23 protein-coding genes and 1 pseudogene are annotated in these 26,287 nt (G+C 49.6%); 3 read left to right on the forward strand and 21 right to left on the reverse strand.

The features are described from left to right. The 17 genes from QZ323_RS11680 to QZ323_RS11760 form a co-directional block, all read right to left on the reverse strand. Positions 1 to 2,167 (reverse strand): AAA family ATPase (locus QZ323_RS11680; RefSeq protein ID WP_294634873.1); only part of this gene is annotated, 2,167 nt, incomplete at its 3' end. Between the two features lie 276 nt (positions 2,168 to 2,443). Then, a complete protein-coding gene (locus QZ323_RS11685; RefSeq protein ID WP_294634874.1) occupies positions 2,444 to 3,331 on the reverse strand; it encodes a F0F1 ATP synthase subunit gamma in 888 nt (295 codons plus the stop codon). A 50-nt stretch (positions 3,332 to 3,381) separates the two neighbouring features. Further along, positions 3,382 to 4,965 carry a F0F1 ATP synthase subunit alpha gene (atpA, locus tag QZ323_RS11690; protein WP_294634875.1) on the reverse strand — a complete coding sequence of 528 codons (1,584 nt, stop codon included), beginning with the start codon at positions 4,963 to 4,965 and terminating at the stop codon, positions 3,382 to 3,384. Between the two features lie 23 nt (positions 4,966 to 4,988). Further along, positions 4,989 to 5,549, reverse strand: coding sequence for a F0F1 ATP synthase subunit delta (locus QZ323_RS11695; RefSeq protein WP_294634876.1), 561 nt, complete (start codon positions 5,547 to 5,549; stop codon positions 4,989 to 4,991). A 46-nt stretch (positions 5,550 to 5,595) separates the two neighbouring features. After that, positions 5,596 to 6,102 (reverse strand): F0F1 ATP synthase subunit B, encoded by a 507-nt coding sequence (gene atpF / locus QZ323_RS11700; RefSeq protein WP_294634877.1) that lies wholly within the window; start codon positions 6,100 to 6,102, stop codon positions 5,596 to 5,598. Between the two features lie 53 nt (positions 6,103 to 6,155). Further along, positions 6,156 to 6,416 carry an ATP synthase F0 subunit C gene (gene atpE / locus QZ323_RS11705; RefSeq protein WP_294634878.1) on the reverse strand — a complete coding sequence of 87 codons (261 nt, stop codon included), beginning with the start codon at positions 6,414 to 6,416 and terminating at the stop codon, positions 6,156 to 6,158. 39 nt (positions 6,417 to 6,455) lie between these two features. Then, positions 6,456 to 7,589, reverse strand: a complete 1,134-nt coding sequence (gene atpB, locus QZ323_RS11710) for a F0F1 ATP synthase subunit A (protein ID WP_294634879.1) — start codon at positions 7,587 to 7,589, stop codon at positions 6,456 to 6,458. Continuing rightward, a complete protein-coding gene (locus tag QZ323_RS11715; RefSeq protein ID WP_294634880.1) occupies positions 7,586 to 8,002 on the reverse strand; it encodes a hypothetical protein in 417 nt (138 codons plus the stop codon). The genes atpB and QZ323_RS11715 overlap by 4 nt, the downstream gene beginning before the upstream one ends. Positions 8,003 to 8,059: 57 nt before the next feature. Beyond that, entirely contained in the window at positions 8,060 to 8,305 is a 246-nt protein-coding gene (gene atpC / locus QZ323_RS11720) for an ATP synthase F1 subunit epsilon (protein WP_294634881.1), read from the reverse strand. Positions 8,306 to 8,345: 40 nt separating this feature from the next. Further along, positions 8,346 to 9,863, reverse strand: coding sequence for a F0F1 ATP synthase subunit beta (atpD, locus tag QZ323_RS11725; protein ID WP_294634882.1), 1,518 nt, complete (start codon positions 9,861 to 9,863; stop codon positions 8,346 to 8,348). Between the two features lie 615 nt (positions 9,864 to 10,478). Then, a complete protein-coding gene (purT, locus tag QZ323_RS11730; protein WP_294634883.1) occupies positions 10,479 to 11,645 on the reverse strand; it encodes a formate-dependent phosphoribosylglycinamide formyltransferase in 1,167 nt (388 codons plus the stop codon). Between the two features lie 626 nt (positions 11,646 to 12,271). Further along, a complete protein-coding gene (locus QZ323_RS11735; RefSeq protein ID WP_294634884.1) occupies positions 12,272 to 13,582 on the reverse strand; it encodes a DUF58 domain-containing protein in 1,311 nt (436 codons plus the stop codon). Further along, complete coding sequence (locus QZ323_RS11740; RefSeq protein WP_294634885.1) at positions 13,579 to 14,553, reverse strand: MoxR family ATPase; 975 nt, start codon at positions 14,551 to 14,553, stop codon at positions 13,579 to 13,581. The genes QZ323_RS11735 and QZ323_RS11740 overlap by 4 nt, the downstream gene beginning before the upstream one ends. A gap of 52 nt (positions 14,554 to 14,605) precedes the next feature. After that, positions 14,606 to 15,889 (reverse strand): DUF4350 domain-containing protein, encoded by a 1,284-nt coding sequence (locus tag QZ323_RS11745; RefSeq protein ID WP_294634886.1) that lies wholly within the window; start codon positions 15,887 to 15,889, stop codon positions 14,606 to 14,608. Beyond that, on the reverse strand, positions 15,886 to 16,500 hold the full coding sequence (locus QZ323_RS11750; protein ID WP_294634887.1) for a DUF4129 domain-containing protein: 615 nt from the start codon (positions 16,498 to 16,500) through the stop codon (positions 15,886 to 15,888). The genes QZ323_RS11745 and QZ323_RS11750 overlap by 4 nt, the downstream gene beginning before the upstream one ends. 12 nt (positions 16,501 to 16,512) lie before the next feature. Continuing rightward, on the reverse strand, positions 16,513 to 17,463 hold the full coding sequence (locus tag QZ323_RS11755) for a hypothetical protein (RefSeq protein WP_294634888.1): 951 nt from the start codon (positions 17,461 to 17,463) through the stop codon (positions 16,513 to 16,515). Then, positions 17,444 to 18,406 (reverse strand): stage II sporulation protein M, encoded by a 963-nt coding sequence (locus QZ323_RS11760; protein WP_294634889.1) that lies wholly within the window; start codon positions 18,404 to 18,406, stop codon positions 17,444 to 17,446. Before QZ323_RS11760 ends, QZ323_RS11755 begins: the two co-directional genes overlap by 20 nt. Before the next feature lie 103 nt (positions 18,407 to 18,509). Here QZ323_RS11760 and QZ323_RS11765 point away from each other — a divergent pair, with 103 nt between their 5' ends. Together QZ323_RS11765 and QZ323_RS11770 are read left to right on the forward strand one after the other, a co-directional pair. Further along, complete coding sequence (locus QZ323_RS11765) at positions 18,510 to 19,235, forward strand: RDD family protein (protein WP_294634890.1); 726 nt, start codon at positions 18,510 to 18,512, stop codon at positions 19,233 to 19,235. A gap of 469 nt (positions 19,236 to 19,704) precedes the next feature. Next, entirely contained in the window at positions 19,705 to 20,841 is a 1,137-nt protein-coding gene (locus QZ323_RS11770; protein WP_294634891.1) for an OmpA family protein, read from the forward strand. Between the two features lie 873 nt (positions 20,842 to 21,714). On the opposite strand, the gene QZ323_RS11775 is transcribed toward QZ323_RS11770, so the two are convergent. Further along, entirely contained in the window at positions 21,715 to 22,230 is a 516-nt protein-coding gene (locus QZ323_RS11775) for an outer membrane beta-barrel protein (RefSeq protein ID WP_294634892.1), read from the reverse strand. Positions 22,231 to 22,487: 257 nt separating this feature from the next. Next, positions 22,488 to 23,624, reverse strand: a complete 1,137-nt coding sequence (locus QZ323_RS11780) for an OmpA family protein (RefSeq protein ID WP_294634893.1) — start codon at positions 23,622 to 23,624, stop codon at positions 22,488 to 22,490. A 369-nt stretch (positions 23,625 to 23,993) separates the two neighbouring features. Between QZ323_RS11780 and QZ323_RS11785 the strand changes: the two genes are divergently transcribed. Then, complete coding sequence (locus QZ323_RS11785; protein WP_294634894.1) at positions 23,994 to 25,028, forward strand: hypothetical protein; 1,035 nt, start codon at positions 23,994 to 23,996, stop codon at positions 25,026 to 25,028. 183 nt (positions 25,029 to 25,211) lie between these two features. On the opposite strand, the pseudogene QZ323_RS11790 reads toward QZ323_RS11785, so the two are convergent. Both QZ323_RS11790 and QZ323_RS11795 read right to left on the reverse strand, forming a co-directional pair. Beyond that, positions 25,212 to 25,451 (reverse strand): annotated as a pseudogene (locus tag QZ323_RS11790) (hypothetical protein); the annotation flags it as partial. A gap of 5 nt (positions 25,452 to 25,456) precedes the next feature. Continuing rightward, on the reverse strand, positions 25,457 to 26,287 hold an 831-nt coding region (locus QZ323_RS11795; protein ID WP_294634895.1), incomplete at its 5' end, for a UDP-GlcNAc--UDP-phosphate GlcNAc-1-phosphate transferase.

The following is a 26,287-nucleotide window of genomic DNA, read 5'->3' on the forward strand; positions in this document are numbered from 1 at the left end:
ATACTGATGATTGGTTAGAGTTATGATTTGGGTGACGCAATGATAAAGTCAGGAAATAGGGTATGCGGAGAAGCGCCTCTTTGCTTTTCGGCAACAGATTGGTTATGCCTAAAACCGCCTTTTGCTGAATGACCGTATACACCGGAAGCCCCAGTCGGGAGGCTTCTGCATTACGCCACGCAATCAGTTGCCTATACAGTTCCGGATGCAGGATGTCCGAAGGAACTTCGATGCCCGCAGCTTTCTTCCGCGAAGAACTGTTTCCATCCTCTCCCGATTTCCGTTTGCGCGGTTCCGAAGCAGTGGCAGAGCGTTTTCCTCCCTTGCTTCCTGCCGGAGCCGTGCCTTCAATGGAGAGCATAGCCTTTTGTTTCAGGTACTCCCCTACGTGGAAACCGCTGCCAATGACGAACTCCAGCAAATCCGCTTTCAGTCCCAACAGGTCATCCAGCTCCTCTTCGGCAGCCTTCAACTGCTTCTTCAGCACCTTGTTGTCCGTCGCCACCATCGTATTGTTCCGGATCGCCTCCAGAGGGGCTATCTGCTCCTTAAAATACTCCGCACCGAGATGGATGCGCTGTTGCAGGTTGCCGTCCGTCGCATAGTCTTCCGCTTCATCCACCAGACGGGTATACTGGAGGCTGAACTTCTGGGCAACCTTCGTCACCTTCTCATGAAAACGTTCCATTTCCGACTTGTACTCCGCCAGCAGTTTCGGATAGAGCTTGTACAGATGCTCGTCCACTAAGCGCACATACCTCTTCAGAGCCGATTCCAACGGCAGGAAGTTGAATAGGCCCGACAATAGTTCCAGGAAGTAAGTCTGTTGCAACTTGCGGTAGCGCATTTCGTCAGGTTCGTTGCGGCGCGCATCTTCCGTGAAAGCCTCCACCGCCCCGTCGCTGATTACCGCCTTTGCCGACAAGGGCGCGCTCAGCACCAGCCCTTCCAACGTCTTGCAACGGCTCAATGCCACATACGTCTGCCCGTGCGCAAAGGATGCGCTGGCGTCAATGATGGCACGTTCAAAGGTCAGTCCTTGGCTTTTGTGTATGGTGATGGCCCATGCCAACTTCAGCGGGAACTGCTTGAAGACGCCTTCGATCTCTTCCTTGATCTCTTTCGTCTCTTCGTCCAGCACGTATTTGGCATTCGCCCACTCCTCTTCCTGCAACATGAAGACTTCGTCGCTCCCCTTGCTCCGCACCTCAATGCCCGATGGCGAAACATGGACTACCTCGCCTATCATACCATTGTAATAGCGGTGCTCGCCGGACGAGTCGTTCTTCACAAACATCACTTGCGCGTTTCGCTTCAGTACCAGCACTTCATCCGTAGGGTAAGAGTAGTCGGGAAATTTGCCTTCGATCTTTGCCCGGAAGGTGAAGGAACGCCCGGGCAACTGCGCCAGTTCATACTCGTTGATGCGCTGTGCCTGATAGTTGTGGGTGGTCAGCCGGATATATCCCTCCTCTTTGGCAGGCTTGAAGTCGGGAATGTACCTCCGGTTCAACTCTTCCAATAAGACGTGGTCGCAGCGGTTCTCCCTGATGCGGTTCAGCATATCCAGAAAGCGGGCATCGCTCTGGCGGTACACGGTCTTCAGCTCGATAGTGCAGTATTCCGTCTGCTTCAATGCGCGGCTCGAAAAGAAATAGGGCGTGTCGTAATAGCGGCTCAGCAACAGCCACTCTTCGTCCTTCACCACGGGCGCAAGCTGCTGCAAGTCTCCTATCAACAACAGTTGCACGCCCCCGAACGGTTTGTTCCGGTCACGAAAGCGGCGCAGGACGTCGTCTATCGCATCCAGCAGGTCGGCACGCACCATACTGATTTCATCAATCACCAGCAGGTCGATGCTCCTTATGATATTGAGCTTTTCTTTTCCGAAACGGAAACGGTATTGTGCTTTTCCGTCGGCACTGAATGAAGTTTCGGGCACATACGGGGCAAAGGGTAGTTGGAAAAAGGAGTGTATCGTCATACCTCCCGCATTAATCGCCGCAATCCCCGTCGGGGCAAGAACTACCATACGTTTGGGACTCTCTGCCTTCAGCCGCCGCAGAAATGTGGTCTTTCCGGTTCCCGCCTTTCCTGTCAGGAAAAGGTGGGTTCCCGTGTTTTCAATAAATTGCCATGCAAGCGACAATTCCGGATTCTGTTTCATTATTCCTCTTTATATATCGTTCGAGGGCGTAAAGGTAACACAAATAAAACAGATATGAAGTAATTGCTTAAATTTTATTCAACATGCCGCACGGCTTTCATTTAAAGGTGTTAGAGGAGTCGCCACTTCGCTTCGCTCCGTTAAGAGTTGAAGGAGTTAAAGCCGATACTCTTGTGCAGGATGTCGTTGCAGGAGTATTGGCTTTAACTCCTAAGCCGACTTGTCGACTGATAACTCCTTCTAACTCTTGATAACTCCTTAAAAAGAGAAGTGACCTCACTTCAGGCTTCCGGCAATAATATCCAGCAATTCATTGGTGATTGCCTGCTGCCTGCTCTTATTATACTGTTTCGTCAGGTCCTGTATCAGCTCATTGGCATTATCGGTTGCCGTCTGCATGGCAAGCGTACGGGCGGCATGTTCGGAAGCATTGGAATCCTGAAGCACCGTGAAAAGCTTCTGGCTCAATACCTTCGGCAGCAGATCGGCTATCAGTTGTCCTACGAAGGGTTCCACGATATAGTCATTCTGGAAGCCCCGTTTACCGGAACCTTCCATTGCCGCCGTCGCCTCCACCTTGCTCAAATCGATAGGAAGATACTCCTCGCGCGTCAGCACCTGCGACCCCATCGACTTGAAGTGATGATAAATCAGTTCCACACGGTCGACCTGCTTTTCCACAAACTCCTTCATCAGTAATGCGGCGAGTTCATACGCCTGCACGTACGACGGCTTTTCGGCCATCTCCTGATAACTTCCTTGAGACTGATAGCCCAGCTTTGCCACAGCCATCTCCACCTTTTTCCCCACAGGATAAATCAGGATATTCTCCTTGCCAAGCGGTTGGTATTCCTCCAGCGTCGTTCCAAGCATCTTGATCACATTGGCATTGAATGCACCGCATAGTGAGCTATTGGACGAGAAAACCACCAACGCCACCCGCGCCACTGGCCGCACATCCGTATAGGGCGTCTCAAACGTAGCATCGGTAGACAAGAAGTTCGTCAGGATTTCATTCAGCTTCTGTTGATAGGGAAGCATGTTTTCAATCCGCCCCTGCACCTTATGCAGTTTGGCAGATGCCACCATCTTCATCGCCGACGTAATCTGGCGCGTACTCTTGACGGAGTTTATTCTGTTTTTTACTTCCTTTAAAGAACCCATCTATTCAAAAATTAAGCGTTATTTAAATCTTTTCCCTCCACGGCCACATCTTATAGATATTGCTTTGACATCATGTCCGCAGTCTCTTCTATCTTCTTGCAGACTTCATCGTCGATGACACCGCTCTTCAGCACATCGAGCACATCGGCACGGTGGTTCATCTCAAGGGATTCGAGGAAACTGCGTTCAAAGTCCGCCACCTTGTCCAACGACACATTGCGAAGCAAACCATGCGTACCGCAATAAAGAATGGCAATCTGCTTCTCTACCGGCATCGGAGTGTACTGCTGCTGAACCAGCAAACGGGCATTCTTCTGTCCCTTGTCGATGGTCAGTGCCGTCACCGGATCCATATCACCACTGAACTTCGTGAAGGCTTCCAGCTCGCGATATTGCGCCTGGTCTATCTTCAACGTACCTGCCACTTTCTTCATAGCTTTAATCTGGGCGTTACCACCTACACGGCTCACCGAAATACCCACATTGATGGCCGGACGGTTGCCTTGATTGAACAGGTCCGTATCAAGGAATATCTGCCCGTCGGTAATGGATATCACATTCGTCGGAATGTAAGCGGATACATCGCCAGCCTGCGTCTCGATGATAGGCAATGCAGTCAGCGAACCGCCACCCTTCACTTTGCCTTTCAAGCTGTCCGGCAGGTCGTTCATCTCGCGGGCGACTTCCTCCTGATTGATGATGCGTGCCGCACGTTCCAACAAACGGGAATGCAAATAGAAGATATCACCCGGATAAGCCTCACGCCCTGACGGACGACGCAAAATCAACGATACCTCACGGTAGGCGACCGCCTGTTTGGAAAGGTCATCATAGACCACCAGCGCATGACGGCCGGTATCGCGGAAATACTCGCCGATGGCAGCACCGGCAAAAGGCGCATAGTACTGCATAGCCGCAGGATCGCCCGCCGTAGCGGCAACCACAATCGTATAATCCATCGCACCGTATTCACGCAGCGTATTCACAATGGAAGCCACCGTCGAACCTTTCTGTCCAATAGCCACATAGATGCAGTACACCGGATCGCCTGCTTCGTAGTTGGCACGCTGGTTGATAATCGTGTCAACGGCAATGGCAGTCTTTCCTGTCTGGCGGTCACCGATGATCAACTCACGTTGCCCGCGGCCGATAGGTATCATGGCATCCACAGCCTTCAGCCCTGTCTGCAAGGGCTGGCTCACGGGCTGGCGATAAATCACCCCCGGTGCCTTACGCTCCAGAGGCATCTCACACAGCTCTCCGCCAATCACTCCCTTGCCATCCAGCGGCGCTCCCAACGGATCGATCACGCGTCCCAACATGCCCTCTCCCACCATAATGGAAGCAATGCGCTTGGTACGCTTGACGACATACCCTTCTTTAATCTTATCCGTAGGTCCCAGCAGCACGGCACCCACGTTGTCCTCTTCCAGGTTCATCACAACAGCCTTAACTCCATTGTCGAACTCCAACAATTCATTCGCTTCGGCATTGCGAAGCCCATAGATACGTGCCACACCGTCACTGACCTGCAGCACTGTACCGATCTCGTCCAACTGCACATGGGTATCGATTCCTTCCAATTGCTGACGGAGAATATCGGATACTTCGCTTACTTTTATATTTTCAGACATGTCTCTTTTTAGTGATTAATGATTTACACAATTCTTCTGTTCTTATCAATGAACTGCTGTTTCACTTTCTTGATTTGCGTAGCAATACTGGCATCCAGCCGGAAGTCGTTGATATCGAAAATAAATCCTCCCTCGATGGCCGGATCTACTTCAGTCTGCAATTCCATACGGGCATGCAGCAAAGTAGAGGCACTGTTCCGGATACGTTCCCATACCTCCCGGCTCACAGGCACAGCCGTAATCAGCTTTCCTACGCCGATATGCTTCAGTTGCCTGTACAGATGGAGGTAGGTAAGAGCAATGTAATGCAAATGGCTCTCCCTTCTGTTCCGCAACACAAGAGCCATGAAACGGGCGAACTCCCTACTCACCTCTCCATTGCCCACGGCGGCGGTACAGATCAATCCATACTTCGCCTTGGTCTTCAGAATGGGGTTATCCAATGCATTACGCAAATCCGGATGCTTACGGAAGCTACGCTCCAGCATACGCATTTCGCTATACACCCAGTCTTCTGCTCCCGTACCCTTCGCATACTCTATCAGCGCCTTGGCATACCGCATCGAAATAATTCCTATATCCATTTCCTTTTCAAATATTAAGTTTGTTTTTCAGCCTCTCCACGCTACTTTAGCTTTGTCTTGAAGCTGACAGCACTTCATCCAGCATACGGTCTATCATATCCATCTGCTCATGTTGCTCATTCAGGTTCTTACGGATTATCTTCTCCGCAATGTCTACTGAAAGCACAGCCACCTGACGACGGATATCACGTATCGCTTCTTCTTTTTCCTGCTGTATCTGCCTCCTTACCTCGTCCAGTTCTTTCTGGGCGGCAACTTCCGCCTGCTTGCGGGCCTCAACGATTATCTTGTCACGCTCGTGCATCGCCTCCCGCAGGATGCGTCCTTGCTCTTTGTTGGCGGCAGCAACCAATGCATCACTCTCGGCTTTCAACCTGCCGAGTTGTTCATTAGCCTCTTTCGCCATCTCCAGCGACTGATCGATGTAGGTTCTGCGGCCCTCCACCATCTGGGTGATAACAGGAAAGCCGAACTTCGCCAACACCACAAACACCACGCCGAACGACAAAAGCATCCAGAACAGCAGACCACTATCGGGTAATAACAATGACATAACTTCTATTGTAAAGTAAATAATTATAAATCAAAAAGCAGATATAGACTTCTTTATAAGAAGAATACCAACAGACACACAACTACCGCCAACAGAGCCACACCTTCGATCAATGCGGCGGCAATAATCATGTTCATTCGAATGTCGCCTGATGCCTCCGGCTGACGGGCGATGGCTTCCATAGCCGAACTACCTATTTTACCGATACCCAAACCTGCACCGACAACAGCGATTCCAGCACCAATTGTAGCACCTAATTTACTTACTCCGACACCAGCCGCAGCAGCTTGTAATAATACAGATGATAGTAACATAATTTTCAGTTTTTAAAATGGTTGATTATTAATTGTTATTTATTTCACTTTCATTTCCTTATGCTCTTCCTGAGCCAACCCGATGAATACGGCAGACAACATGGTGAACACGTATGCCTGAATAAACGCCACCAACAGTTCCAAAGCATTCATAAAGACGTTGAACAGCACGGAGGCTACCGTAAGCGTACCGTTAAGCACAGGTCCCATACTGGCAGAGATGAAAATCAGGCAAGTCAACACCAACATAGCCATGTGTCCCGCCAGCATATTGGCAAACAGACGGATCATCAGGGCAAACGGCTTGGTGAAGATGCCGAAAAACTCGATGAAAGGCATCATGGGCACAGGAACCTTCAGCCACCAGGGCACATCGGGCCAGAAAATATCCTTCCAATAAGTCTTTGTTCCGAACACATTGACGGCAACAAAGGTAAAGAGTGCCAGCACCATCGTGACCGCAATATTGCCCGTCACATTGGCCCCACCGGGAAAGAAGGGCACCAGCCCCATCATGTTGTTTATGAAGATGAAGAAGAATGCGGTCAGCAGATAGGGTGCAAACTTCCGATAATTCGGTCCTACGCAACTCTTGATGATATCATCATTCACCATCATTATAAACATTTCCATAAAGCCAATGAAACCGCCGGGCGCCGCACTTCCTTGCGGATGTTTGCGATACCAGCGTGCCACCGTCAGAATAATGACAAGCAACAACACGCTGTTTATCAATAGCGCCAGTGTCACCTTCGTGATAGAGATGTCCCAAGGACGTATCTCGTTTCCGGCCGCATCATGCTCCACCAGCTTGCCTTCGTACTTGCTTCCTGCCGGGGCAATGGAAAAACCTTCATAAGAGCCTCCGTTCTCCTCTAACCGGGAAGAAAGAAATGCATGCCAACCCGTCTGCGAGCTATAGACAATGACAGGCAAGGGAATGGTGATATGTGTCTTTCCCCATGTGGTGATGTGCCACTCGTAAGCATCGCCAATGTGCCCGAAGACAACTTCCTTCACATTCACCGTGCTCTCTTCTGGCGCAGTGGCGGCAATGTCCTCCTGCCTGCTGTCGGAACCTGTTCCGTTCTCTTGTGCCGAGGCAGGCAAGACGGTCAGCAGTACACCCAGCAACAGGGATATTCCGGTCAATATATTACGCATTTGCTTCATTTTTTTGTTTTCTGGTTTTGTTTCTTCGCTACCTCGTATGTAAAAAAGAACCAAGTCTCATAGATCAGATAGACGATATAATAAATGATGAATGTCAGCATAAACAAACGGGCTTCCTCCCGCACTGCCAGGCAATAGACGACCAAGAACATCACGGAAAGCAACATCTTCATCACCTTCACTGCCATGTAAAGCAGCAGCAACTTCTGTGGAGCATACTTCCGACAGGCATCGAACATGGATATTTCAAACACCCCGAACAGGAAGAAGTATACCGGAATGAAAGGATACCCTCCGAAATAGTGTCCGGGCAACAGGTAATGAAATATTGCCGCTCCCGCCCACCCTGCAATGAGTGACAACAGGGTGATCTGGAACAAGAAGTTGCGTTTCGTTATACTGATACTCATCATATTATTCAATATTAAGGATGAAAGATTCAAAAGAGTGAGAAAAAACTCCGTGAAAAATCAGTCGATACACGCGGAGACCACTCCGCCACTCAACTCCACAAAGCCTCCCCTGATGTCGAGGTCCTGCTTCTCCCCTCCTACCGGCACATACGTCAACTTGCCTGCCCGAAGCGAAGACACGATGGGAGCATGTTGCGGCAAGATGGTGAAGGCTCCGGTCATACCAGGCAACGTCACACTTTCCACTTCTCCGTTATAGATTTCCTTTTCAGGAGATACGATGTTCAATGACAATTTCTTCATAATCTCTTTCCTTTTTCTATCTTTAAGCGTTCACTTCCTCTTACTTGGCTTGTTCCATCAGTTTCTTGCCTTTCTCTATCGCCTCTTCGATGGTGCCTACATTCAGGAAGGCGGACTCGGGCAGATAATCGACTTCACCGTCCAGAATCATCTTGAAGCCCTTGATCGTATCTTCGATGGAGACCATCGTGCCCGGCACACCCGTAAACTGCTCGGCAACCGCAAAGGGCTGCGACAAGAAACGCTGCACGCGACGCGCACGGTTCACCAAGGTACGGTCTGCGTCCGAGAGCTCTTCCATGCCAAGGATGGAGATGATGTCCTGCAACTCTTTATTGCGCTGTAGAATCTGCTTCACACGCTGTGCCACCTCATAATGCTCCTGCCCCACGATGTGCGGGTCGAGAATGCGCGAGGTGGACTCCAACGGGTCGACGGCGGGATAAATGCCCAGTTCCGTAATCTTACGGCTCAAGACAGTCGTCGCGTCCAGATGGGTGAACGTAGTGGCAGGGGCAGGGTCGGTCAAGTCGTCGGCAGGCACATAGACCGCCTGTACGGAGGTGATGGAGCCGCTGCGGGTAGAAGTGATGCGCTCCTGCATGGCACCCATCTCGGTGGCAAGCGTCGGCTGATATCCCACGGCAGAAGGCATACGCCCCAGCAAGGCTGAAACCTCGGAACCGGCTTGTGTGAAACGGAAGATATTGTCGATGAAGAACAGAATGTCGCGTGAACCGCCCGTCTCGGCACCTTGGTCGCGAAAGGCCTCCGCCACTGTCAGACCGGACAACGCCACCGACTGACGTGCTCCGGGCGGCTCGTTCATCTGGCCGAATATCAGGGATACTTGGGATTTCTTCACTTCCTCGTAGTCTACCTTGGACAAGTCCCAGTTGCCCTCCTCCATGCTCTTCTTGAATTCCTCGCCATATCGGATGACGCCAGATTCGATCATCTCGCGGAGCAGGTCATTGCCCTCACGCGTACGCTCGCCCACGCCGGCAAAGACAGAGAAGCCATGCTGTTTCTTGGCGATATTGTTGATGAGTTCTTGGATGAGCACCGTCTTGCCCACACCAGCACCGCCAAACAGACCGATCTTACCGCCTTTGCTGTAAGGCTCCAGCAGGTCGATGACCTTGATGCCCGTATAGAGCACTTCCTGAACGGTGGTCAGTTCTTCAAACTTGGGGGGATCGCGGTGAATGGGATAGGCGCCTGTCCGATCCAGTTCTTTCATGCCGTCGATGGAGTCGCCCACAACGTTCAGCAGACGGCCTTTGATCTGGTCGCCCACCGGCATGGTGATGGGTCCGCCTGTGGGGTAGACTTTCATTCCCCTTTGCAGGCCGTCGGTGCTGTCCATGGCTACGGTTCTCACTGTATTCTCACCGATGTGCTGTTGCACCTCCACGATTAGTGTTCTTCCGTTGGGTCTTTTAATCTCCAATGCGTCGTGGATACTGGGGAGCATCAGTTCTGCGTCCGTACCCTCGAAATAGACGTCTACTACCGGTCCGATGACTTGGGAGATATGTCCGATTATCTGTGACATAGGCAATCTTTTTATATGGTTCTTATATAATTCTTATATGGTTATCATATGGTTATCATATAATTCTTATCTGATCTCTATTTTTCTTATTATCCAGCAGGTCGCGTTTCTTCTATTCTGCCGATATGAGTTTAACAGATATATTTCTACTTTGTTCAGCCCTAACCTATCTATTTTACATAGAATAGTTATATGAACAACTATGCAAATATAGAAAAAACAAGTTGCAGATTACACTCTTATAGAACCCTTTGTCTATGAATTATCCTTTTCTGAACTACAAATACTACAATTAGAACAATTGAGCGGACCTCCTTTAACGTTGCTTAAACATTCATCAGGACGGGGGAAAGGAATTTTTCTATTCTTCGGGAAATGGGAAAAGGGGAACGACAGACTCTCTTTTTGGAAAAACAAACAAAACAGGCGTGAGCCATACGAAACACACAGATTACATAGAGGAATCCGTGCAGTTCGCGCGACTCACGCCTGAAAAAATAAATACCCGTATAAGAACTTACTTGAATTTCACTTAGAGTTTCTACTTGAAATTCACCAAGAATTCACTTGAACCTCTCTCCAAAAGTTCTTTATCTTGCCTTTCACGAAAGGTCATTAGTACACTTCTACCTTCTCTGCAATGCGTTTCGTCTTATCGCGCAGTGCATCGAGGTCCGAGCCCAGTGGTGCGTAGCACACGACCACTCCCATGCGTCGGTTGACACGTGTTGTGGGCTTACCGAAGAGGCGGAGGTAAGTGTCCTCTTCCTTTGTCACCTCTTCCAGACCACGGTAGTTGGGGCGTTCCTGGCTGGCGATGGGTGAAAGGATGACGGCACTGGCTCCTATGCGCTCCTGTTTGATGGAGGGGATGGGCAGGCCGAGCACGGCGCGCAGATGCAGTTCGAATTCGTTGAGGTTCTGCGTACCGGCCAGTGTCACCATACCCGTATCGTGCGGACGGGGCGAGAGTTCGGAGAAGTAGACGCCGTTTTCGTGGCTCAGGAAGAATTCCACTCCCCAGATTCCGGCGCCGGTCAGTGCGCGGGTCACTTTTTCGGCCATCTCCTGCGCCTCTTTCAGGTGGGCAGGGTCGATGTGTGCGGGCTGGAAACTTTCGCGGTAGTCTCCGCCTTTCTGTACGTGTCCGATGGGGGGGCAGAAGAGTGTGGGACCGTTCTTCTGTGTTACTGTCAGCAGGGTGATTTCGCTGTCGAACTTGATGAATTCTTCGATGATCAGCTCTTTGATGTCACCACGGCTTCCGCTGCAACCATATTCCCAGGCGTGTTCCAGTTCGTCGGCGATCTTCACCAGAGACTGGCCTTTGCCGGAGGAGGACATGAGGGGTTTCACGACGCAGGGGAAACCGATCTTCTCGGCAGCGGCTTTCAGTTCATCGAGGGACTTGGCATAGAAGTAGCGGGCTGTCTTCAGACCGAGTTCCTGTGCGGCGAGGTCGCGGATTGCCTTGCGGTTCATGGTGTAGTTGACGGCACGGGCGCTGGGCACTACCTGTATGCCTTCTTTCTCGAAGTCGTAGAGGCGTTCCGTGCGGATGGCTTCTATCTCGGGCACGATGATGTCGGGCTGATGTTTGCGTACGACACGCTCCAAGGCGTCGCCATCCAACATGCTGAACACTTCACACTCGTCGGCCACTTGCATGGCTGGCGCTCCGGCATACGAATCGCAGGCTATGACGTATTGTCCTTTGCGTTGGGCTGAAATGACGAATTCCTTGCCCAATTCTCCGGAGCCTAACAATAATATCTTCTTCATCTTTGCTATGTGTTTATATTTCGTGCTACAAATGTACAGAAAAAAACAGTTTTCCCTCGTTTTCAGGCTAAAAAATCGGGGGAATAAGTTTTTTTAGTCGTCGGGAGGCGGGGAGACGGGACGAAAGACGCAAGCGATGGAATTACGGGAGACGGAGGCAGGAAGTGCGAAAGACATAGGCGGGAAATGCGAAAGACGGGGGACGATAGGCTGCGGGAGACTGGGTCTGTGCGGACACACAAAATCATAATGCCACTATAACGCAGGCAGAAAACAGGTGATTAACGTTCCGTAACACCATCGGGCCAATGTGTTAACATTACGGCGCCACTCTGACGCCACTCTACCGCCACTTCTTAGGAACGGAGCTACATCGGAGCCACAACGGAGGCAGAGCGAAGGCAGAGTGGCGGAAAAACAACGAAAATACAACGGCAAAACGGCAAAAAAACAGCCGGAGCATTAAGTTTATTTAACCGGTTTCCGTGAACCGTTTTTCGGGAAGAAGCCGGAAAGGATGTAGGATGAAGCCGGAAACGATGCAAGCAGAAGTCAGAAACGCCGCGAGCGGAAGGGCAGGAACAAAGGCGCATACCCGGATTTCGCCCCCGCCCCGCCACGGCGCATCAGAACATCTGCCTTGACTTCATCTCCAGGTATTTGTTGATTACATCTATCGAAAGGTTGTCGGGCGTGGTCAGCAGCGCACAGATGCCGTGCTGTTGAAGCATGGAGACGATAAGCCGCTTCTCGACGATGAATTTCTCGGCAATCACATGACGGTAGTAACCCTCCGTGTCCTGTGCCGGCGCGGTCGCGTACTCCTTCAGGTCCGCATCCTCGAAGAAGACCACAAGCAGCCGGTGCCGGCGGTTCAGTTGCTGCAAGTAGGCCAGCTGGCGGTTCATGCTCTTCAGGCCGAAGAAATTGGTGTACAGCACCAACAGGCTGCGCTTCGCCACGTGCTTGTCCAGATGCACGCAAAGCGACGAGAAGTCCGTCTCGCCGAAAGTGGCCTGCTGCGCATAGAGCCCCTCGAGCAGCGCCTGCATGTGGCCCGGACGCCGCGAAGCCGGAACGAACGTGTCGAAACGGGCGTCGAACGTCACCAACCCCGCGCGGTCTTCCCGCCGCATGGCGACGTACGAGAGCACCAGAGAGGCGTTTATCGCATAATCCAGCAGCGTCATCCCGCGGAAAGCCTGCTGCATCACCCTCCCCTTGTCGATCACATTATATATCTGCTGCGAACGTTCGTCCTGATAGACGTTCACCATCAGCTCGTGCCGGCGGGCGCTTGCCTTCCAGTTTATCGTGCGATAGTCGTCCCCCTTCACGTACTCCTTTATCTGCTCGAACTCCGTATGATGTCCCACCCTGCGGATGCGCTTGATGCCCATCTCCGTCAGGTTGTCGCTCACGGCGAGCAGTTCATAGTGGCGGAGCATCAGATAAGAGGGATATACCTTGACCGAGAACGGCTCCCCGCACGTGTACCTGCGCGAAATCAGCCCTATCCTGCCACGGACGAACACTCTTATCCTGCCGAAGTCGTACCGTCCCCGGCTCGTCGGGCGCAACTGATAGCTGAACGTCTTCCCCTCACAGGCCCGCAGCCTGGCCCGGAAACAGGTGTCGCGCTGCTGAAACACGAACGGAATCTCATCCACCACCTCCACGGACACTGCATACGGATAGCTGCTCTCCACCCGCACGCGTACGTCGTTCGCATCGCCATTAGAAAAACGGTCGGCACACTGGCGGAATGCCCTGATGCCCCGCTGGCGATAGAGCACATAGCCGTCTGCCAGCAGCAGAAGGCAAAGCACAAACACTCCCCCCTGCCCCAGCACGAACAACGGGAAAAACGCCTGCCCGCCGCCCAGCAAGAGGACAGTCAGGATAAGGGCGATATAGAAACGGCGCGTCAGAATCATTTCGGCACTTCTACCTTGTCTATCAATCGTTGGGTCACTTTCACCGGAGAATATCCCTCCATCTCAGCCTCCGCATTCAGGATAAGGCGGTGCTGGAGTACGTTCGGTGCGACGAACTTGATGTCTTCCGGCGTCACGAAATCGCGCCCTTGCAGCAGGGCGTATGCCTTCGATGCCTGTAGCATGGCCACGGACGCACGAGGAGAGGCTCCCAGATAGACCGCCTTGCTTGTACGCGTCTGCTGCACGATCAGGGCGATGTATTGCAGCAGTGTCCTGTCCACGAACACCTGCTTCGTCAGGCTGCGGAGCGAGAGGAGTTCTTCTTTCGTGATGGCGGGGGCGATGTCCTCTAACTTCACGAGCGCGGCATTCGTGTGATGGCGTTCCAGTATGTCCACTTCCTCCTCCAGCGAAGGATAGCCCATCGTTATCTTCATCAGGAAACGGTCGAGCTGTGCCTCGGGCAGCTTGTAGGTGCCCTCCTGCTCCACGGGGTTCTGCGTGGCAAGAATCGTGTAAAGCGCTCCCATCGGATAGGTGGTTCCGTCGATGCTTGCCTGACGCTCTTCCATCACTTCGAACAGGGCGGCCTGTGTCTTTGCCGGGGCACGGTTGATTTCGTCCACCAGGATGACCTCGGCAAACAGGGGTCCCCGATGAAAGTCGAAGTCATTGGTCTTCATGTTGAACACCGTGGTGCCCAGCACGTCGCTCGGCATCAGGTCCGGCGTGAACTGTACGCGACTGAAATCGGCATCTATCAACCGGGCTACGAGGCGCGCCAGCAAGGTCTTCGCCACTCCCGGCACGCCTTCTATCAGCACATGCCCGTCGGCGAGGATGGCGGTCAGCAGCAGGTCCACCGTCTGTTCCTGTCCCACGACGACAGAAGCGATCCTGTCCCGCAACTCTTGTATCTTCCCGGAAAAGAAGGTCAAATCGACCCGTTGTTCTCTATTCTCTTCCATAAATCTATTTTTATATGTGACTAAGTATTCGTTAGATGTGACTGATTATTCGTTAGATGTGACTGATTATCTCATTCATCTTGTCTATGTAAGATTTCATCTGCTCATCGGACACAGCGAATCCGCCATAGACCACCGGTCTGACTGCACGGATGAAGTTCGTTATCTCCTCCTCGTCCATCCCGGTCTTTCGGGCAATCCGGCGGAAAGAGTGCGCGTCGTCCGCCACTTCTTCTATATCTACCTGAATCTCCCTGCGCAGCTCTTCGGCAAAGTAGAGATACTTCTTGCGCAGCAGGTCGGCATGGTCCTTCCGCTGGAAGTAGAGGGTGCCTATCAGCTCTACGAACTCCAGCGTCTTGTTCGCAGGCGGACGCACAACGGGTATGGCGCGCTGCCTCCTTCGTGCCGTGAACAGCATGAAGAGCAGTATCCCCAAAAGGCTCAGATGCAACGCCCAGCGCAACGGCCGCTGCGAAAGGAAGTAGCGTAAAGGAGACACCTGCTTCGATGCCGCCTGATTCATGTAAGCCTCCGTGCGCACAATCGGCAGTTCCCCCATCTGCGAGAGCAGGCGGAAAAGGTATGTGGCGTTTCCTCCATCCAGCACACCGTAGTTGGTGAAAATCAGTGGCGTGGACACCAGTATAACCTCCCCTTTCCCCCACGGATAGGACATGGCCACCGGAGTATTAAGGATAGTATCTTGTACAGGCACATATACCTCATCTTCCGTCTGCGTATACCCTGCATCCACCACGCACTCTTTCACCGCCAGTATCTTCACCGGCAGCGCAAGCGAATCGAGGTAGAAAGTCGAACCGCACAACTGCGGATAGAAGTAGAATTTCTGCCGGGGATATACCGCAGAATCTCCTATCCAGCAGAGGCTGTCCCGCTGCTGCTGCGAAGTGGCATAATTCTTCAGGGCTTGAAAATTAAAATAGGAGTAACCTTCTCTGAACCTCAATGTGTCATGCAACTTATTATTATACCAGGTGGAAGAGAGCATGATCTTGTTTCCACGTTCCGCCATCTCCAGCAGGGCATCGACGTCCACATCGGAGAGCATGCGCCGGTCCGCAACGGCCAAGATACCGCGGCAAGACGTAGTGTCGCCCTGCGCCATCTGATAGAAAGTCTCCCGCGACAAGGAGTAACCCCTCGGCAGCGATGCCGACAAAAGGCTGTCGAACACGGCGCAACCGAAAGGCTGCTTGTCGTAATGGGAAAAAGTCGGTTCCCACACGAACTTCTTCGGCAGGCGGCACTCCAACGCGAACATCAGCAGAAGGAAAATGACATTCCCTACCACAAACCAGCGGCTACCTTTCATGAGGCACCTCCTTTCTGCACTTCATCCTGCAAGGAGCGCATGGTGCGGAACAAGGTCTCGTCCGCCTCAAAATTGCCATAGCGCACGCGCAGGAAGTGATGGGTCAACTGCCGGAAGGCGGGAGACTTCACTTCATAGATGTATTGCGTGGGTGTCTTATAGAGTTGCCAGTCGATGCGCCCTTCCTCATTAAGCCGCTTCAGCGTTTGCAGATACAGCAGCCGCACAGCTTCCCTATAGTCTCCGCGCGACAAGGCCGCGTCTATGGCTCCGGCAAAGTCCACCCCATAAATGGTATCCTCTGCCACCGTATAGGGCAACCCGTCCTTGCGGGAATACACAAACAGCCCCGGATGCTTCCGGTAGACAAACCAACCTATCAGTACAAGCAGGAGGATAGCGATGCCTATCAGGATGAGTTCCGAGTTTTCTGCGACAAAGCCGTTGCCGAAAATCTTCGTCATGACTTTCGCAAACCATCGGTTGAAGCTCTCGAGCAGGTTGATGTCGGGAGCTATCAACTCACGATTGTAGTCATACGCCGCATCAGCCTGCCACATGGCAAGCTGCGCGGTGTCGCAAATCAATGTATCGGCCGGAGAAGAAGTCATCCACTCCCGCGTTTAGAGTTTATCGAAATTGGAGATATCGCTATCTACCATCACACTGTCTATCTTCTCGGAAGCATGGCCGTATTGATAGCCCAGTCCCATCAGTACGAAAATCATGGCAAAATAGGCACCCAATGCCTGAACCACTGCCAGCAGATAGAGCAGGAAGCTGTAGCCCATAGACACGTCACCCATGCCCTCGCCGCTGCTTGCACCCAGGACGTACTTCACAATCGTCCCAATATACCAAGGTATCATGGTCACTCCCTGCAAGATACCGGAGATGATACCCATGACGAAAACAATCGCGAAGATGCCTCCCCAAGTGGCAAATCCTATGCGCAGGGCCTTCTTCAGAGAACCTATCAGCGTGAGGTCTTCGAGCAGGTAGGCAGGTATCCAAAGCCCCAAGGGCAGAACAACGGCAAACAGCACCAGGATAAACAGAAAGACGACATACGGCAATGCAGACGCAGGAATAGCCACACTCACCACACCGAAGAGCAGGCTGACCACTATCATCAGAAACATTCCGAACAACAATACGAAGAACGTCCGCTTCACGTTGTGGAGCAACATCGGACGCAGCATGCCCAGCGTGACTCCCTGCAACCGTTCTTCACGCTCATTGTAAGTGCGGAGCATGGCATAGACCAGCGACATCAGCAGGGCAGTGCCCACCAGAGCCACAATCAGGAACAAGCCGTAGTAAGAAAAGAAAGGTATCATTGCAGAAGCCCCGGCAAACGCCGCCGTATTGGAGACCATCGCTGACATCCCCCTTGCAGCGGACATCAATCCGTTCAGGCTCAACGCCTGAATCAGGCTGACCGGCAGGAGCAAATAAAGGGTGTACTTCAGCAACTGCTTCCAGTTCTCCTTTATAAAATCAAACGTAGCATTGAATTTCTCACCGAAAGTCCGCTTAGCGTACAATGCGATCTTAGTTTTTTCTGTTTCCATCTTTTCGCTTATTAGGTAAATAAATATAGTAGAGTAAAATAAAAGCCAGTGAAATCAGAATCACGCCCAACCTCAATGCATCCGGCAGTTCGGTGTGACGGGTGATGAAGCCCTCGATGAATCCCGCCATGATGAACACGGGAACAGTACCCGCCACAATCTTCACTCCCCGCCTGGCGCCCCTGCGGAAAGCTTCCATCCGTGAATAGGTTCCGGGGAACAACCACCCGTTTCCCAAAGCCAGTCCGGCAGCCCCCGCCACGATGATAGCCCATATCTCAAGCGTCCCGTGCAGCCAGATGGCAAGCATGGACTCCCACAATAGCCCGTGTTGAAAAAAGAAAGTCTGGAAAGCCCCTAACATGACGCCATTGGAGAAGAGCATGTATCCCGTACCGAAACTGGTCAATATCCCCATCGCAAAGCAGCGGAAGGAAACCATGACATTGTTCAGCGTGATGCCCAAGAACATCGGAAGCTCCGACGAACTGTCATACACCGCCATTGGTGTCCCTTTGGAGATATTGTCCAGCGTCATGTCTACATAGTAATCGCCCAAAATCAGCCTGACGAAATCCGAGTCGCCCACCGTGGAAATCACCCCTATAACCACGCTAATCACGAACACCAGAAAAGAGGTGCGCAGTTCGCGGCGCGCTTCGTACATGGTCTGCGGAATCTCCCGTGTCCAGAACGTGATGACCCTGGTCCACTTCTCACGCTTGTTCCGATAGATTTTGTTGTGCAACGCCGAAGCAAGATTGTTCAGATAAATCGTAATGCGCGACGCGGGAAAGTGCGTCTGCGCGAACGCCAAGTCGGCAGTAAGATCCGTATATACGTCTGCAACCGCATCAGGAGACAGACTCGTGGCTTGTTCCACCATCTTCTCGGTCTCTTTCCATTTCTCTATGTTACAACGGATAAACGTTACTTCTTTCATCTATTTCTAAGAGTTCCAGATGAGTTTTGTCTGAAATCGGTAACAAAAATACAAGAAATAATCCTATATTTGCAACGAAATAACAAAAAAACTTCAATCGGATATGGCAGAATCTACAATCATCACCGGACAGTTCGTCCGCATCAGCCAAACACCCGCCAGCCTTGGCGAACGGTTTCTGGCACTGCTCATTGACTATATCCTGATAGGACTATATCTCTATTCTACTTTAGCCCTGATCTCTTGGTTTCGGACATCTACCGATTTCACGGTGACAATCTTCTTAATTATGATCTATCTGCCGGTGCTCCTCTATTCTTTCTTGTGCGAAACATTCAACCACGGACAGAGTTTAGGGAAGAGACTGATGAATATCCGCGTGGTGAAGGCCGACGGCTCCACACCAAGCATAGGCTCCTATCTATTGCGCTGGCTTCTCTTTCCGATCGACTTCTTCTTCACCGGAGGCATCGGCATTTTGTCCATCCTGCTGACCAAGAACAGCCAACGGCTGGGCGACCTCGCCGCAGGCACAATGGTCATCAAAGAAAACAACTACCGTAAGATACACGTCAGCCTCGACGAGTTCGACTACCTGACAAAGAACTACCACCCCACCTATCCGCAAGCCGCCGACCTCTCACTGGAACAGGTGAACGTAATCACCCGCACCCTGCAATCTGGGAAAAAGGACCGCATGCAACGCATCGCCCAGCTTGCCCGCAAAGTGCAGGAACTTCTCTCCGTCACTCCGCATGAGAGCAACCAAGAGCATTTTTTGGAGACCATACTTCGCGATTATCAATATTACGCTTTAGAAGAATTGTAGCCTTTACCGGACATCGCCTCTCCTTTTGTTCATACCGTCCTCTTCGGGAAGACATTATTTTCCTGTCCGGTCCATACCTACTCCGTACCTGCTCTATATCAACTTCGTACCTGCTCTATATCCGCTCCATACCTGCTCCATACACTATGACACGAAGATAATACGGAGAAAGCGCACTGCTGACAAGGGCAGGATATGAACTTCTGTCCCGATGGACTTAGCCAATAGTTGTTAAATAAGCTTTGGAGATACGAACTATTTTTTCCAAAAAAATGTTGTTGTAGATGAATAGCAAATATAACAACAAATCAAATAATAAGCAATATGAAAGGAGAAAGACATCAACTCTATGCCAATTAAGCCATAGGCTTATTTCTTTTGATAATTTAAACCAAAACTATATACTCCCACAAGGAGATAAAACAGTTAGGATATATAAAAATTGTATCATCCATTAATTATTTTAATTATGAAAAAATCAATTATTCTATCAGCTTTTGTAGCAATGGCATTCACAGCGAATGCACAGACTACTGTACAAGGTAGCAAATTTACAGACAATTGGTCCGTAGGACTTAGAACCGGCATCATTACCCCCGTCACCCATAGCGCATTCTTCAAGAATGCCCGCCCTGCCCTGGGTATTGAATTTGGCAAACAACTGACTCCCGTCTTCGGACTGGGAATCCAAGGTATGGGATATATCAATACCTCGAACAGCAAAACCGCCTTCGATGCCTCCGACATCAGCCTTCTTGGAAAGGTGAACCTGGTAAATCTGTTTAGCGGATATGCAGGCGAACCGCGCCTCTTTGAGGTTGAAGCCATAGCCGGCGCCGGATGGCTGCACTACTACGTGAATGGCAACGGAGACACCAACTCCTGGTCCACCCGCTTCGGCGCAAACCTCAACTTCAACCTTGGTGAGGAAAAAGCCTGGACCATCGGCATCACGCCGGCATTGGTCTATGACATGCAAGGCGATTTCGCCCGCGCCAAGAGCCGCTTCAACCTGAACCATGCAGCGTTCGAGCTAATCGCCAGTCTCACCTACCACTTCAAGGGCAGCAACGAAAGCCATCACTTCACCCTGGCAAAATTATATGACCCGATTGAAATCAGCGAACTGAACGGCACAATCAACAACCTGCGCCAAGAGGTGAACGAGAGGAACAACATGCTCAACGAATCTTCCCGCAAAATGGGCAGAATGCAACAGGAAATAAACAACCTGCGTCAAGAAGCTTCCAAAGTCGTTGTAGTGAAGAAGACGAACATGATTCCCGAATCAATCGTCACCTTCAAACAAGGAAAAACTACCGTCGACGCTTCGCAACTGCCCAACGTGGAACGCGTAGCCTCTTACATGAAAAGGCATGAAAACGCAGTTGTCGCCATCAAGGGTTATGCTTCGCCGGAAGGTAGTGTCGAGGTGAACACAAGAATTGCCAACGCACGCGCCGAAGCAGTGAAAAACATCCTCGTGAAGAAGTACAAGATCAGTCCTGACCGTATAACCGCCGAAGGACAGGGCGTGGGGGACATGTTCACGGAACCTGACTGGAACAGGGTCAGCATCTGCACGATCGAAGATACAAACAGATGAAAGTGAAATACTGAGTGGACTAAATTCATGACAATGCAGGAGGGTATCCCAAAAGGGTACCCTCTATTTTTTATTATATCGGAAAAAGTCTTATGCTTATATACCTTCTCGCTTGAACGGGATACCCTCTCTTTGCTTAATTGCATAAAAAGAGACCTATGCTTATGTTTTAAGAGCCTGTTTAAATTTTGTTCAGCCTTCTTTTGAGAGTTCTTTTTGAAGAAAATTTAAACAGGCTCTAAGATTCATACGATATTTCGAATAATACATACCGCATCATCCGGTGGGCTGACACTGCTCCATTTATAGGAGTTAAAGCCAATACTTCCGTAACGATACCATACACAAGAGCATCGGCTTTTATTCCTAACGAAGCGCAGCGAAAGGATAACTCCTATAAATGCAAAAGCCGTAACAGACTTAAAACACAGAACAACCTCCTATGGATACGATGAATACAAAAACTACACTCTAAGAGCCTGAATAAAAAAACTTTTTGAAGAAAAATTAAACAGACCCTAAAGCACAATTGGTTTTATTCTGAAGATTTGCGATGCAGGTGTATGCATATATGTTTTCACCCCTTCAGAACATAGCCTCTTATGTTCCTACTCTTCGAGATTTTGCCTGGACTATATGCCCATGAGGAGTCAGCCCACCGGATGATACGACAGACATTCAAAAACATACGATCTGATTATCTCATGGCACCCGGGCAATTACCAGAAATATACCCCAAACCATTCATCCGAAATTCGTCCCTCCCTAAAAGCAAGTACAAAAAGAAGGGGGCGGAAATGGATTTTTACCATTTCCGCCCCCTATTTCTATTTATACGGTATTTATAGAAGCCTATAAGTACTCCCTATCACCCTAAAATCTATACCCGTATCCCAGCATAATGACCACATTGTCATCTTGGGCAAACATAAATTTAGCCTCGGCATTCAGATAACTTTGCGCAGACAGCGGAAGCGTAATGCCACCTCCTAAATTAAAAGCAAATTTAGTAGAGTTGCTCCGGTCTATTTCGGTTGTCACACCGTCCACTTCCACACTCTTTTTTCCGTAGAAGTTATTCTGCATGCCAATACCGGCAAGAGGATAGACAGAGAAACCCTGACCGTCCTTTGAAAAATTGAACACATAATGGAAGTTTACATTCACATCCAGTCCGGTCACTTTGTCTTTAGGAAAGAAGAAGGTCACATCCGGAGCAATCCGAAGATTGTTGGCTATCGCATAACGCCCCTGCACTCCCAGACCGAACCGTTCATAATTACTCTGATAACCTACATTACCCAATACAGAGCTTTCTCCTTTAACCGTTTGGGCATTCATTCCCAATGATGCCAATGCCATCATGGCCAATAAAAATATTTTTTTCATAATCAAAATGTTTAGGAACTGTCTTGATTTTCTTCAGCCTCTTTCCGAGAGCAATCTTTAAGTTTTCCAATCTGTCTTCATTCATTACACAGCCCATTATACTTCTCCAGAAAACAGATAAGAAAGATCGAAAAGAGACTCGGCAAGTGCTGGGAAAATCTCCAAAAAGAAAATCAAAACAGTTTTTCAGTTAATAATAATAATTTTCAAATATAAAGAACATAATCTCTTCTTTGGTAAACACAGCTGTCAACCGCTTATTTACCTTCGTCAATCGTACAGATGCTCACGCGGTTCCAGTCCGGTTCAGAGAACATATCGCCTACTCCCTGTCCTTGTGCCACAATCCGGTCGGCATTGATCTTATACTTCTTCACGAGGATGGATTTCACAGCCTCCGCACGTGCGCTCGCCAGTTTCTCATTGAAAGCAAGGTTACCTTCGGGCGATGCATATCCCTTAATCATGACCTTGGCATCGGCATGCTTCTTCATATAAGTAGCCACGCGTTCTACATTAGGCAACTGGGAAGCATCAACCACCGATTTACCCTGCCTGAAGGAAACGATGGATTCCGGAATACGGTTGACCACAGTCTCTACCTTAGCCGCCTGGTTCTGGCAATCTGCCAAATCTCTTTGCAAACCGTTTGCCCTCTGTACGGCATTATCCAACTCCCTTTCCCTGACGTCCAATTGTGAACGCAACGTGTTGACTGCATCGTTCAACTCTCCGATCTCCTGCCTGTCATATGGTCTTACCTTCGTAAAATGGTGCGCCCCGTTGCTGCACATAAAATGGTAAGTCAGACCGGCCGTCAGTTCGAAGGAAGCGTTGTTGGCATTAAAACGGCTCTTCGCCTTGTCAAAGTCTCCCTGCATGTCATAAACTACTGCCGGTGATATCCCAATCGTCCATGCCTTCTGCTCACCCAAGTTGAAGTTCAGGTTAAGACCAAGGCGCGTAGACCAGGAGTTCGTATCACCAGGGCCATTCTGATAATAGTGTAACCATCCGATACCGGTCACAGTTTCAATCTCGAAGACACGGGGTTCGCCTGTATATCCTCCGAAGAGATTCATCAAATTAGCCTTTCCTACCAAGCTGACTTCCGAGGCGTCGAATGCAGTTTTACTTGATGTTGTATTCACATACCCCATTCCCTGCAATCCCAAGCCGAATATAGGAGTAAGTTGCTTGCCTATCTCCACACCGAAAGCCGGACGGGCATTTTTGAAGAAAGCACTGTGAGTAAGAGGTGTCGTAGCGCCACCTTTAATCCCCATGTACCAGTTATCGCCCGGACGTGTACCTTCCAAGGCTGTACGGTCATTTTGAGCATACATAGTAAATGCTCCCATGACAAAAGCTGAAATTAGAATTGACTTTTTCATAACTAAGAATTTAATTAATAGTAATACAATAAAAAAACATCACATACAATGTTTTTTCTCATCTTTACTTCAACAACATTATATCTAAAAATATAGTTCAAATCGGAAGAGCTATTTTAACATCTATTTATTTTATCTTCTCCATTCATGAGTTACCCAATACGAAAAATTTCCCTCTTATATATAATAAGAAACAGTACACCACAATCACTATAAAAGCAATCGATAATCTCCGTTTTTCCGATTATTTCCCCCATATTTAACACATAATTCTACTATAATGACAAATATTATCAAACAAAGCTCTTCTTCAGCTGTTTTCCTTTGTGTGAAATATATAATACAGTATTCATTTAAAACCTAACAATTATGAAAAAATTAAGTTTGGCTGACCTCAAGGGCAGAGTGTCCTGGGGCAGCGTATTTGGTGGTGTAATGACCGTATTGGCGGTCTCCGTATTATTATCTATTCTGAATTCCAGTATCGGCCTGTTCATGTTCGATCCCCTTGCCGAGCATCCGGCATCGGGTATAGGTGCAGCAGTTGGCATCGGCTCTGCTCTGATTCTTCTGATCAGTATGATAACCGGTGGTTTCGTTGCAGGAAAATTGGCGGGAATGGACGGAATTATCCACGGTTTTCTGGTATGGGCCACTACACTGATTGTAGCCGCAATCTTAGGAATCTTCCTTGCCGTAGGAGCAGCAAAGATGACTGCCAACGCACTGGGAGCGGTCACTTCCGTCACCGGTAATGTCGTGTCCGGAGCAGGCAATGTAGTAGGAAACGGAGTCTCGGCACTATCCGAAAAGGCAGAAGAGCTCTTTGGGAAAATAGACTTCAACGCCTCGCTGAAAGAAGAAAACATTCCACAGAACATCCGTACCGCCCTTGCCAAGAGTGATGTAAAAGAGTTGCAACCGGACTATCTGCAAAAACAATTGGAGGAAGTGAAAGACGACCTGGCTAAATCCGTCAAGGCTATTGTCGTTTCTCCTCAGGAAGCCGACGCAACCCTGAACGGTTTCTTAGACCGCCTGAAACAACGCACCGATAATCTGAAAAAGGACATAGACCAGGATGACCTTGCCAAAGCCATAGCCAACAACACAAATATGTCCAAAGCCGAAGCGGACAAGACGGTCAAACAATACATGACCCTGATCGAAAATACCCGTATCGAAGCCGGGAAACAGATTGATAAGTTGGAAAACAACCTGCAAAAAGCTGCACAAGAATGGAAAGAAATCAAGCATAAAGCTTTAGTCGCCGCCGACAAAGCCACCAATGCCGCTGCACAGTCTGCCCTGATTTCGTTCTTTGCCCTCTTGGTAGGAGCCGTGCTATGCTGTTCAGCAGGTGCATACGGAAGCAGAAAGACTCAAGAAAGAGTAGATCTCTAATAACTGAAAAATAGGAGGGTGTCATAATATCACCTCCTCCCGAAATAATCATTTAAAGAGTTAATTATAAAATGCCCCCAAAAGTTTTATGTCTAACTTTTGGGGGCATTTCATTCACCTCAGAAGCCGCTTTTTTGATTACAACTTGTCTATTTCCTCAATGGACAATCCTGTCACTTGCCGGATGACACCACTTTTCAGGCACTCAATCCACTCCTCAAGCGGAGTCACGGCAACTTTATTGAACTCATTCACACGGATAAGATAATATTCCGGGAAGATTTCGGAAGGCAACTTGCGGACGATAACATCTTTCTCTTTAGTAGTCACCTCAAGGAGGTCACCCGTATGGACACCTTTGAAGGTATTCTGACCATGATACAAGTAATCATTCCCCTTACCAATATCGAAATAGAGAATAGTACCATTTATTTCCCATGCGGATGAAAATCCCCATGCAAATGAAAATACCTCTTCATAAACAATACATATATGATGCTTAATGCAAGAACCACTCCTGCCAAATACCCATATCCGTATTCCTTAAAACAGATCCCGCCTGCTATCACTACAGCCTGCACCGACATATAGATCAGTGATACAATCACATGCGGCATCTTCAGTTCGTTTGCCATCAACTGATACATGTGCTTGCGGTGAGGCAAACCGATATTCTCATGAAGCATCAGGCGATGAATGATAGTCAACACACTATCTACTCCGTAGACAGCCAGCAACACAATCCAACTGAAATCCCCGGTCGCTATGATCAGTTTCCCTATCAGGAAAAGTACAACGAAAGCGATACCCACCGAACCGACATCACCGGCAAAACACCGTGCCTTCTTGCGGAAGTTGAAGAAACAGAACACCAACACGGAACACAAAACCGTACAAATCAAAATCTGTTCCACAAACGGAGCCACCCGTGCATTGATATAAGCCAAAGCCGCCAATACCACCAACGAATAACCTCCGGTGATACCATTGATGCCATCCATAAAATTATAAGCATTAATGATACCCGTGCAGACAATCAGTGCCACCACAATCCACCACCAAGACAGGGAAAACAATCCCCATTGCCAAAACATCAGGGCCATAGCCGAAAAATGGAACACCAACCTTACTCCTTGAGAAGTAGAACGAATATCATCTACAAAACTAATAAATGTAATCAAAGTCAGTGCCAACATAAACCACGGGTATTCCCAATGGTTTGTCAGAAAATAGGCAAGCACACCGAAATAAAAGATAAT

It is taken from the genome of uncultured Bacteroides sp. (genome assembly GCF_910585845.1).
In the GTDB taxonomy this organism is placed as follows: Bacteria; Bacteroidota; Bacteroidia; order Bacteroidales; family Bacteroidaceae; genus Bacteroides.